Origin of the sequence: Citrobacter sp. Cb031 (genome assembly GCF_030336725.1) — a bacterium.
Lineage (GTDB): Bacteria > Pseudomonadota > Gammaproteobacteria > Enterobacterales > Enterobacteriaceae > Citrobacter > Citrobacter braakii.
The window spans coordinates 311,915-323,602 of the sequence record NZ_JAOWDA010000025.1 but is presented as its reverse complement, the minus strand read 5'-3'; the positions used below and the strand labels follow the sequence as shown (position 1 = coordinate 323,602).

Sequence of the window (11,688 nt, the reverse complement as noted above, 5' to 3'; positions counted from 1 at the left end):
TCAGGGGTGTTGTACTCCTCAGCTATAATTTTATAGATAAAGGTTTTTCCATGATCTGCTGAAAAGAAGAAAAACACAGGACAACCTCTTTCTGACCTTCCGCTACCACAATATTGCCTGGTTGATGCACCGGGGAATGCGAGATAACCATTATCTGCACCATTAATAATGGTTCCCTGATAAGCCGCAACATTATTACCACGACGATATGAGAAATCATAAAAATCTGTATCCCATCCCAGTTGGGTTTTTATTTCCCTTTCAGTATCATTATAATAAACCTGCCCCCCCTTATCACAAGATATGTAGTTTTCCAGTGTCAGATATCGATTTTTATCTATGCGATAAATAATTTGAGTCGGCGCATCCGTTTCAACTTTTCGTGACTCTTCTACCTGTTGAGAACCGCTCATTCCTCCCAGACCGACCCCAAAACTGGCCCCCATTGATACACCAGCTAAAAACTGAAGTCCTTTATAAATGGCATACAGGAGCACACCAGTAATGGCTATAATTGTGAGTACTTTTCTGTCTGACTGATTCCATTTCATATTATTGCGCCTTAACCAGGGTAATGAGCATATTGTCGATAACATCAGATGAGTTCAGCGACGTCGCGCCCGACGAATCTGTAACACCGGAAACGACAGAACCATCTGGCATAGTGATTTTGTACGCCTTACCAGGTATCGGTTCTTTTGTTAGCGCATTTCTGACAACAAACTTCTCATCAAATGTTGAGGGCTCAAACGACTTCATTACCCCCTGCAGACTGCCAGAACCCGCTTTTTTGATACCGGTGTTTTTGATAAGCAGCTTACCTGGCCCGCCAATCTCAACATTCCCACCCTTAATTTTGATATATCCACCCCCGCATATCAGCGTCAGTTCATCCTGCGCCGTCACGACCAGTTTCCTGCCACTCGAAATATGCGTGTCCTGTGTCGACCACGTGGTGATATTTCCCCCCTGAGCCTGAATATCAATATCGTTATGCGAGCTAAACAATTTTGCACCTTCACGGCTGTACAGGCTGAGTTGTTTACCCGCAGCCAGCGTGAAATCTTTCTGTGCTCCGACATCCAGTTGCTTACCTGCCGTCAGCGTCAGATTGTCACTGGCTGATACCTGCAAATCTTCGCCACTCACCAGCGCCATGCCTTTCGGCGCACTGCCCAGTATGACCTCTTCATGCAACTGCTCGATTTTTTGCTTCAGGAGTTTTTGCTGGCGGCCGATATCCGCTGCCAGCGCCTGAGCCTGTTGTGCGCTGGCCGCAAGAGATTCCATCTCCACTAATGCTGCTGAAAGCCGCGTGAGCGCAGGCTCCATATCAAGAACCTGCCCCTGCGCTTTCGCCTGCCCGTCCGCACTGATAAACAGCCCTTTCTGTGCCCGGATGGCTCCCCAGCTGTCGGTTCTGAGCTCAAAACCTTCACCGCGCTTCTGCTTCTCAGCATCCACTAAATGTCCGAGATTCAGCTGACTCTTGCCGCCGTACTCGGTGCTGACCTTGATATGCTCTTTCCCGCGCTCATCATCGAGGCGGATTTTGTTGTTCGCCGGTGTGCGCAGCACGTTACGTTTGTAGTTGCGGATGGTGACGTGGTCGCTGTGCGCCGAGTCGTGCAGTACGCCGGAGATATACGGTCTGTCCGGGTTACCGTCCTCGAAGCCAATCGCCACTTCGGTGCCCGCCAGCAGCGGCAGGTGCAGGCCGTAGGTATCACCCGCATAAGGGCGGGACTGCCGTACCCACAGGCTCTCGAATCCAGTTTCCCAGTTATCACGGTCAAACAGCATGTTGACGCGATAGCGGCCATCTTTATCGATATGGCCGTAGGTATCGTTCTCGGTGGTGCTCGTGACACGTGCCGGCAATGTGCCGGCCATCACCGGGCGTGAGCCAGGCTCAGGGCGGAAACTAAAATCAGTGCTGTCCGGGATACCGTCGAACCTGACGCCGAAGTCTTCATCACGGCGCGCATGGCTGTGCATCGCTGTGACGACCACGCCCTGAGCAAACACCTCTGCCACTTCGTACCCGCCGGTGACTTTCAGCACCTGCCCAGGAGAGAGGGTCGGGCAGCTGGTGATGGCGCGGGTCTGCGTCTGACCATTCAGGTAGCGCTCATGACGAATGCGGGCATAAAACGCCCCTGACTCCGGGGCCGGATTGCGGTCGTAGGTACTACCTGGTGTCAGATAGTTATCAGCGTAGTGATAGGCATCACCGTAGGTGGTGGCATCCCCGCGGGTCGCATCGACCAGGGTATTCATGTCATCCGTGGCCTGGCGGTAGTTGTAATCACGGGTGCTGACCTGCTTCTGCACTACATTGTGATGGCTCTCCATCCCCCACACCGAGTCCACGCCTTCCGAGTGCTGTCCTGACGGCGGGACTGACGGCAGGATCAGGCCTTTCTCATACCCCTGCTGACCGTCGTAAAACTCCACGACGTCGATGTTGAGCCGGGTGTCGGTGGTGAAGCGGAACCAGATGCCGACTTCACCCAGCAGGCGGGTGATAAAGTGCAGGTCATCCTCACCGTACTGCATCACCTGTTCGCGGCGCGGATACTCTTTTGTCAGCGAGAACAGAAAATCCTGACCGCGCATGGTGTGGCGCTCGCGCAGGATTTTTTCCACAATCTGCGGAACGGACATGTCCTGGTAGATGGCGTTCTGGTGCGAACGGTCGAGCAGCGCCAGGCGTGGCCGGAGCGTCAGAGCGTAATGGGTTTCATCCTTTGAGGTGCTGAGGCGTTCAAAGCCGCTGACCACGCCCTGAATCACCCGCACCGGCTGCTGCAGCTTAATGCCGTAACCCTGGTCAACCGGGGCCTGCAGCGTCAGGGAGGCCGCTTTCATCAGCATCATTTCTTTGCTGATGGCATGGTCAGAGCTTGTGAACTCAATCCGGTAGCTGAACGGCGTGCTCAGGGCTTCATCGCCTTCAAACGCCAGCACATCGAGCTCTGCTGCACAGCCCTTCACCGCCAGCTGGTGATGGTTGTGGCTGAATCTGATCGGGGGATTACTGCTCATACGTTCTCTCCTTCACTCCGGTTGAAGTCCAGTGAGATACCGTCTTCGTCGCTCCAGCCGAGCGCCAGGGAGCATGGTTTTTGCTTCGCGGCCATGTGGGTCAGCAGTTGCTGGCTCAGCACCGGCAGAATTTGTTGATTGAGCAGGCTGTCGACGTTACGCGCCCCGGTATCCGGCAGCAGGCAGGCGGCAGTGAGTGCGTCATACAGGCTCTCATCAATCTGCGTGATCAGGCCGTAGTGACGATGTAAGCGCTTGCTGACCTGTGACAGCTTCATTTCCACGATGGTGCGCATGGCGGCCTCATTCAGCGGGCGGTAAATCACCGTCTGGAAACGGGCCAACAGCGCCGGCTGGAAGTGGTCACGCAATATCGGGCGCAGCAGTTCGTGCAGGTCACCTTCGCTGGCATCCGGCTGTTCGTCCAGCAGTTGCATGATGTGGTCGCTGCCGAGGTTCGAGGTCATCAGAATAACCGTGTTGCGGAAGTCGATTTCGCGCCCTTCGCCGTCGCGCATAAAGCCACGGTCGAAGACCTGGTAGAACAGGTTCATCACGTCGCGGTGCGCCTTTTCCACTTCATCGAGCAGCACCACGCTGTACGGACGCTTGCGCACCGCTTCGGTCAGAATGCCGCCCTGACCGTAGCCGACGTAGCCCGGCGGCGAGCCTTTCAACTGGGACACCGTATGCGGCTCCTGGTACTCGGACAGGTTGATGGTGATGAGTGACTTCTCGCCACCGTACAGCACATCCGCCAGCGCCAGCGCGGTTTCAGTTTTGCCGACGCCACTTGGACCGACCAGCAGGAACACACCCTGCGGACCATTCTCTGACGTCAGCCCGGTCTTCGCCGCGCGCAAGCGCTGGGCGATAGCGTTGAGTGCCACGTCCTGACCCACCACGCGTTTGCTGATTTCATTTTCCAGGGTCAGCAGCTCAGTCTGCTCGTCTTTCATCAGGGAAGAGAGCGGCACACCGGTCCAGTCGGCAATCACATTGGCGACGGTGCGGACGTCCACATCCACCGACAGCAGCGGGTTGCTGTGCTGTATGCCCTTCAGCGCCTGTTGCAGCGCGTGCGTCTCACTCTGACGGGAGATGTCCTGGCGGCTTTCCAGCAGTTGTTCGGTGAGTTTCAGCTCCTCGCCGTACCGGGCTTCCAGTTCGTCAAGTTCAGCGATAAGGTCCTTCTCTTCCTGCTCAATGGCGGTCAGGCGTTCGCCGTGGCTCTGATTACCGACTGCGATATCTTCCAGCAGCGCCTGCTTCTCTATGTCCAGCGAGGTCATCAGCGCGCGAATACGGGTCAGCGGCTCCGGCACGGTGTCGAGGCTCATGCGCACGCGGGCGCTGGCCGTATCGAGTAAATCGACGGCCTTGTCCGGCAACTGGCGGCCCGTCAGATAACGGCGGGACAGCGTGACGGCGGCGCGTACCGCATCGTCAGTAATATGCACGCCATGGTGTTCGGCATAGCGTGATTTCAGACCACGCAGCATCAGGCAGGCCGTATCGTCATCCGGCTCGTCGACTTTCACCATCTGGAAGCGGCGCTCAAGAGCCGCATCACGTTCAAAATATTGTTTGTATTCAGACCAGGTGGTGGCGGCGATGGTGCGCAGTTCACCGCGCGCCAGCGCCGGTTTCAGCAGGTTGGCCGCATCCGCGCCACCGGCTGAATTCCCTGCACCGATAATGGTGTGTGCTTCATCGATAAACAGCAGAATGGGTACGGGCGAATGCTGCACTGCATCAATCACGTTTTTCAGGCGCTGTTCGAATTCACCTTTCACGCCAGCCCCTGCCTGCAGCAGGCCGAGGTCGAGCGTGCGCAGCGCCACCGGCTTGAGCGATTCCGGCACGTTACCCTCAGAGATTCGTAGCGCCAGGCCTTCCACCAGCGCGGTTTTGCCGACGCCCGGCTCGCCGACCAGAATCGGGTTGTTCTTACGACGACGGGAAAGAATATCCACCATCTGGCGGATTTCGGTATCACGACCAAATACCGGGTCAATCCTGCCCTCTTTTGCTTTGGCGGTGACGTCGAGGGTGAATTTATCCAGCGCGTTCTGCAGCGCCGGGGTCAGTTCCCCCTCTTTTACCTCCGCGCCGACAGGACGCCCGACGAACTCCACTTCTCCGCCATGGCTCTGTGCCAGTTCGGCTTCCTGCTGTACTTCTGGGCGTTCATCGGACTGCGCGTCGAGCAGCGGGCGCAGGCGTTCCAGTTGGCTCTGCCCCAGGGTCAGCAAAGGCCACAGACCATCACAGTGAGCAAGTCGCTGGTTCTCCGTCAGCGCCATCAGCAGATGCACGCTGCGGATGTGTTCTTCGCCAGCGAGGGAGGCCAGTAGCCAGGCCTCCTGCAGCAGGCTCTGAATGTTGTCAGATAGCTGTGGACGGCTGCGCACCGAACGCGACAGATTGTCGAGCCACGCCAGCAAATCCTGCCACAGTGCATCCATATCCCACTCATAACGGCGCGCCAGCACCGTCAGGTCGCCCTCGCCCTGCTCCAGCAGTTTCAGCAGCCAGTGCTCAGGCAGAATTTCCGCATGGGCACGGGTCTGGCAGAGCGAGGCAGCCCCTTCCATCGCGCGGGCACAGTACGGATTCAGACGACGTAACAGGATGGCTGGATTTTCCATTTTTCTCTCTCTTGATGGCTTCCGGGCACGCTACCGCCCTTCGCTGTTTCCCGTTCAGGGGACCAAAGCGCATGCGGTCGGGCTGGCGGCTTGTGTTTTTTTTGCTCAACGCCCACACAGGCAGACGCTCAGCAAAAAGAAAAGCGGACAGAGAAGCTCTGCCCGCTCGTGACTTACGCGGTGGCGCGTTCGTTCCAGGAATCGGAATGAATGATGTTGCCGTCTTTGTAGGTCCAGGTGATTTTTTCGTAGCGCAGTTCAATGCGCTCAAGGTGGTTGTGCTTCTCTTTAGAAGGATCCTTGATGTCATACATTTCAGGATTCACTTTCACCACTTTCACGTTTTCCAGTTTGGTGTTGAAGTACTCCACTTCCTGGCCCGCGTCGTTGATTTTGTACCACCTGAATTCCGCAGACTTGAGGGTCTGACCGGTAGTCACCGCCTTGTACAGATACGGGCTGGACGAGTCGATTTCCTTGGTGAACAGGAACGGGGTGTGGATACGGGTACCGGTCAGCTTGCCGGTGTTGTTATCGGTCGGGATGTACAGGTTATGCTCCTGAGCGACAACTTCGATGCTGCCTTCACGATCCTGAACGTCCACAGAACCTTTAATGTCCGCGCCGCCGTCGTCTTTCAGCCAAAGATAAACAGGAATTGCCATGTGATTTACTCCATTACAGTTTTATCTGCGCCATCATCCGATGACGCCTGGGGATTGCCCGGTATCTGACAGGCATCGGCCTGCGGTACCAGACTGATTTCGACACGACGGTTAAGTGCGCGCCCTTCCGGGGTGTCGTTCGTTGCGATCGGGCGGCTTTCGCCATAGCCCTGCACCGCAAAACAGCTTTCCGGCACATCGCCGGTGTCACGCATCCAGTTGCGTACCGCTTCGGCACGCTGAAGTGAAAGCGTCTGGTTCAGTTTTGGATTGCCGGTGTTGTCGGTATGACCTGACACCACAATCAGCCAGCCCGGTTTAGCTTTGATGCCAACCAGGGAGGTCACCAGCATTTTGGTGGAGCCCGGCTTGAGGTCGGATTTACCGGAATCGAACAGCGACATGCTGTCGAGGCGGACAATTTTCGGTACCGGTTTGGATTTCGGCTGTGGTTCAGGCGGCGGTGGTGGAGGCACCCAGGAACGGATCGCATCCAGCACAGGCATTCGCAGACGCTCCCCCTGATACAGACCGAGCCCCATCCGCATCGGTACGCCATTACGAGCCTGGTCATTCAGCTCTGCCGCATCGTCACGCAGGACAGCAACGGCATCGGCTTTGGGTCCGAAATCATGCATCGGGATACGGTCATAGCGGGCAATATCGAAGCTCACACGCTGCAGCAGCTGGCGATTGTTCCAGCCACTACTGAGCAGCGCAGCAATGGCCGCCAGCGTGAAAATCCCGAGCGCACAACGAAAGGCTCGCCCACGCGGCGTCAGGCCTCGCCCTTCGGGCAGCAGTGGCAGGATAAAATCCGGGAAGGGGGAGATAACCGTACTGTCCGTTCCTACCGGCTGCCAGCCCGCTACCTGCTGCATCGCAGTGTGACGGGAAAGCCACGCAGTCCAGGCAGATGTGGCCAGACTTCCGGCAAGGATCGGTCCCATTCCCCACAGCACCGCGACAGGCGCAATGACAGGAACGTCGGGGTTCTCATCCATAAAGACAGCTTTGACGTGCTGATGGAACCAGCTCATCAGGCTGTTCATCAGCACCTGTTGCTGCATCGCAGGCGACCCACCGGTGGTAACCCATGTAGCGATTGAACTCGGCGCTGAAGATTCACGCCAGACCCTCACCCCTTCCCCCGGGATAGCCGCCTGCCAGAGCAGATCATTCGTCATCGCACTGCCAACCTGACCATTCAGAACCAGCGGCACGGAATGCCCGGTTTCTTTACGCAACTGGCTGATTTGCCAGCGCAGGGCCAGCAGACGACTGGTAAGGCGCTCGCTGTCGGCGTGTTTCTGTGGACAGACGCTGACCATCACCGACAGCTGGCGACCCCAGTCAGGTCGCAACCACAGTACCTGGCGGGCTGCCTGCTCCAGATCCTGATGATCCTCCACGCGGATCCAGCATCCCTGCGTGACAGTGAGCACCGGTGACTGCTGCATACATGCCAGCGGCAGATCGCCACAGACCAACACCACGGGCTGACGATAAGTGGCTTCCGGGAGGTCATCCAGACGCAGGGTGACGTCATGCTCCACACGACGACTGGCGACATACCAGAACGCCAGGATAAGCCCCAGCATCGCCAACAGAACAAGCACAGAAACCAGTCGGGACACCGGCAGGAAACCCAGGCAGACCACTGCACTCAGCAGGGCGGCCCATAACGCAAGCCCGCGCTGTTGTTCAGGACTCATTTCACGGCTCCCGGTAGCAGGGTCAGCAGCGTCTGATCCAACCAGTGATCCAGTCCCCACCAGAGTGCGGCGACTACCATCACGCTCAGGCCGATACGCACGGGCCATGACGCCAGCCAACCACCCATTCCTCGTCCGGTACGGCTTTCTGCCAGTATCGGGTGAGCCTGCGGATAGCTGAACGGCGTGACATGTTCACTGAGCGCGTTGACGAGTTTCTGGCGCTCCGGATCGTTCAGCGAGCGGAAACTGCCGAGAAACCCCAGCATCATGACCCGCTGGAAGCAGGTCACAACAGCGTGGTCGGGCGCCGGTTCACGCAGCACATCGCGCATCCGATCGCACAGCGTATCACCGGCATCCATGGTGCCAAGGAAGTGCCCCTGCAGAGGAATGTCATACCACTGCAGGCAGGCATCATCCTCCACACCGCGACCTTTGACGGCTTCATCAAGCAGCGCACACTGTGCAGTGAGAATATGCTGACAGCTGGCTTCATCGAGTTCGCTCGCTTTCAGCTCACGCTGCACGCGTTCGACATCAGCAATGCAGCGCTCCCACAACGTGCGCCCTTCTCCATCCTGAAACTTCGGACCGTGACGCAGGCTGATCACCTGCAGCCAGGTGTCCTGCAGCAGGGCATCAATATCAATGGACGCAGCAGCGCTGCGTTTGGACTCACTCATGTTCTCAGTACCGCAAAGAGTTCAAGTTCAAGCTCGCCGAGCATGCCCGGAACGTAAAACATACAGGTGCCGCCCTGAAGCATTTCGCTGGCCAGAGGATGAGAGACATCGAGGCTGAAATACTGGTTTTCCAGACGCAGTGGGATGGCGGCTGGCACATGACGCAGGGGCATCAGGGGCACACCTACCCGTGATGAATTGACGATACTCCTGACATGATCCGGACTGCCGACCTTGCACTGGCGCGGGAACTGTTCCTGCAGCTGTGCCACCGGTATCGGTGAACGCACGGAGAGGTAGTAATCCGCCCCTTCGCGCAGGCGTGGGTCATGCAGACGGGCCTGCCAGAAGTGAAGCCGGGCATCATGCTCAAGCTCGATCGCTACCACCCGCGACGGCAGGCTGGCTTCCAGCAGGTCGCCCAGCAGGTCAAAGAGCGGCGGGAAGACGTTATTCAGTTGCTCATGCTGCCAGACAGGAATAGCACTCACCTGGTGTTCCAGCGAGAAGGTCAGCAGACTGCCCGCGAGCCTTGCCAGCTCCGGATACAGACGCTCCGGCGGACTTTGCGGGTGTCGCTGAAACTGTCCGAGCACGGGTTCTGCGCTGTTCAGGGCATTGAGCAACCAGAACAGAGACACGTCAGCCACGGCAAAATCGGCCATGCGCTCGTTACTTTCACGACGCATGTCCATCAGGCGACTCAGACGGGCACGCAGTTGCATCATCAGCTGTTCCAGCTGGGTCACCAGCCAGCGGCTGCCCTGCAGAGCCAGCAGTGGCGGAAGAAAGGTTTCATCGAGTGCCCAGCTCCCCTGTGAATCCTGCTGTAGACGGGCGACCGGACAGGTCAGGTAATCACTGTTGTTCTGATGGGCGAAACGCAACGTCAGCTCGGGCTGCATCACCGCAATCTGACGGGTATCGTCCCCAAAGGCGTTACGGACATCCCGCCAGCGCTGGCGATAACGCACAGGGCGCTCGGCCACCTCATCGGGTTTAAGACAGTTGCCGCCATTTGCCCGCAGTAGCGGAAGCGCCAGAACCACCGCCACTTCCTGTGATTCGCCCTCAAGCGCCAGCACCGGCGGCAGGGAGTCGGCATTATCCGTGTCGATAAGCGTGCCGTCGGGGAAACGGATGTGCAGATGACGGGCCTGCAGGCGGCCCAGTTTCAGTGCATCCGGTTCGAAAGTGGCATCAATCATCCCCCAGGGATGGGAGAGGCCCAGTCGGGCAATGCATTCCGCAGACCAGGCCGCGTATGCGGCCTGTTGCTGGAAGTGCTGGGGAGATACCATAACGCCCCTGCCCCATAACGGTTGTTCCGTTTTCATTGGCTTCCTGCCTTAGCTTATGACTTGGCTTTCGGCATCTGGGAAACCAGTGACAGGTTGACGTCCATCCCTTCGACCTGGAAGTGCGGTACGGCGTACAGCTTCACGCGGAAGAAGCCCGGGTTGTCTTCGATGTCTTCCACCACCACTTTTGCATCACGCAGCGGGTGAGAGGCCTGCAGCTCGTCGCCTGGATCGGTCATTTCAGTCACCAGACTGCGCACCCAGGTGTTGAGCTCAAGCTCCAGCAGACGACGGTCTTTGGTGGTGCCGATGTTTTCGCGCTGGATAAGCTTCAGGTAGTGCGCAATACGCGACAGCAGGAAGATGTACGGCAGACGGGCGTTGATACGGCTGTTAGCCGTGGCATCCGCGGTGTCATACAGTGCCGGCTTCTGGGTGGAGTTAGCGCTGAAGAAGCAGGAATAATCTCTATTTTTATAGTAGGACAGCGGAATGAAGCCCAGATTGGCGAATTCAAATTCGCGGGTTTCCGGGATCATCACTTCTGACGGGATCTTGACCTGATTGCCGGTGCCCAGATCGTACAGATGAATAGGCAGATCCTGCACGGCACCACCGGCCTGCGGGCCACGGATTTGCACACACCAGCCGTTGTTGATGAAGCTGCGAACCATGTTAGACGCAAAAGCAAACGAGGCGTTAGTCCACAGGTATTTGTCGTGATCCGGGCCTTTCACTTCTTCCACATAGTTGAAGCTGCGCACTGGCACGGTGTCCGGACCATAAGGCAGACGACCCAGTACACGCGGCATCACCAGACCGATATAGCGGGCATCGTCCGTCTCGCGGAAGGATTTCCACTTGATGTACTCTGCACGGTCAAAGTAGTTACCAATATCTTTGATGGCCGCCACTTCCTCCATTGAATCCTTGAGGAAGAATTTCGGGCCAGCAGAGCCGATAAACGGCATATGCGCTGCAGCAGACACTTTTGAAATATTGCGCAGCAGGGCAACATCCTGCGCAGACGCATCAAACTCGTAAGCGGAAATCAGCGCGGCAATCGGTTCACCGCCCGGGGTGTCATACTCATCAATGTATGTATGTTTATACAGTCCACTCTGGATGATTTCCGGGCTGTCTTCGAAGTCCTGACGCAGGTCTTCTTTGGACATATCCAGCAGTTCAACCTTCACGTTCTGACGGAAATCAGTTTTGTCGACCAGGGATTTCACGCCGCGCCACAGGCTCTCCACAGCCTGGAATTCTTCGCTATGCATTACCGCATCCAGCTGACGGCTAATCTGGTAGTCCAGCTCTGCGATATGGTGGTCAATAAGGTTTTTATCGAGTTTTTCAACTTTTGAGCCCGCTTTCGTCAGGCATTCGAGAAATACCTGCATCCCCGCCGTTAAACGTTCATCTGCAGTCGCATCCGACATCGCCTGCGCGTCCTGCCAGATATCCAGCGCACTCAGCTCAGAGACCGGGTTCAGGTTGATTTTTTCAAACAGGGACGCATAAACCCCGCCCGCAGCAGGACGTTCCAGCACCACGCTTTCGCCACCAGTCGCATTCTCATTTTTTACAGACATCAGCATCTTCCTTTTTAATCCGTTAAA

At 57.1% G+C, this 11,688-nt stretch carries 8 protein-coding genes; all 8 read right to left on the bottom strand.

Annotated features, from left to right (window positions below):
• Positions 1-551 (bottom strand): T6SS immunity protein Tli3 family protein (locus OGV93_RS11345; RefSeq protein WP_502873836.1); only part of this gene is annotated, 551 nt, incomplete at its 3' end.
• Between the two features lies 1 nt (position 552).
• A complete protein-coding gene (locus tag OGV93_RS11340; protein WP_103928593.1) occupies positions 553-3,048 on the bottom strand; it encodes a type VI secretion system Vgr family protein in 2,496 nt (831 codons plus the stop codon).
• A complete protein-coding gene (gene tssH, locus OGV93_RS11335) occupies positions 3,045-5,699 on the bottom strand; it encodes a type VI secretion system ATPase TssH (protein ID WP_287109578.1) in 2,655 nt (884 codons plus the stop codon). Before tssH ends, OGV93_RS11340 begins: the two co-directional genes overlap by 4 nt.
• A 173-nt stretch (positions 5,700-5,872) precedes the next feature.
• Positions 5,873-6,364 (bottom strand): type VI secretion system effector Hcp, encoded by a 492-nt coding sequence (hcp, locus tag OGV93_RS11330; protein ID WP_033758542.1) that lies wholly within the window; start codon positions 6,362-6,364, stop codon positions 5,873-5,875.
• A gap of 5 nt (positions 6,365-6,369) precedes the next feature.
• Entirely contained in the window at positions 6,370-8,079 is a 1,710-nt protein-coding gene (locus tag OGV93_RS11325; protein ID WP_131380092.1) for an OmpA family protein, read from the bottom strand.
• Positions 8,076-8,765 carry a type VI secretion system protein TssL, short form gene (tssL, locus tag OGV93_RS11320; protein WP_115190187.1) on the bottom strand — a complete coding sequence of 230 codons (690 nt, stop codon included), beginning with the start codon at positions 8,763-8,765 and terminating at the stop codon, positions 8,076-8,078. Before tssL ends, OGV93_RS11325 begins: the two co-directional genes overlap by 4 nt.
• Entirely contained in the window at positions 8,762-10,102 is a 1,341-nt protein-coding gene (gene tssK, locus OGV93_RS11315) for a type VI secretion system baseplate subunit TssK (protein WP_053388769.1), read from the bottom strand. The genes tssL and tssK overlap by 4 nt, the downstream gene beginning before the upstream one ends.
• Before the next feature lie 17 nt (positions 10,103-10,119).
• Positions 10,120-11,667 carry a type VI secretion system contractile sheath large subunit gene (gene tssC / locus OGV93_RS11310; protein WP_032947171.1) on the bottom strand — a complete coding sequence of 516 codons (1,548 nt, stop codon included), beginning with the start codon at positions 11,665-11,667 and terminating at the stop codon, positions 10,120-10,122.
• Positions 11,668-11,688: the final 21 nt, after the last annotated feature.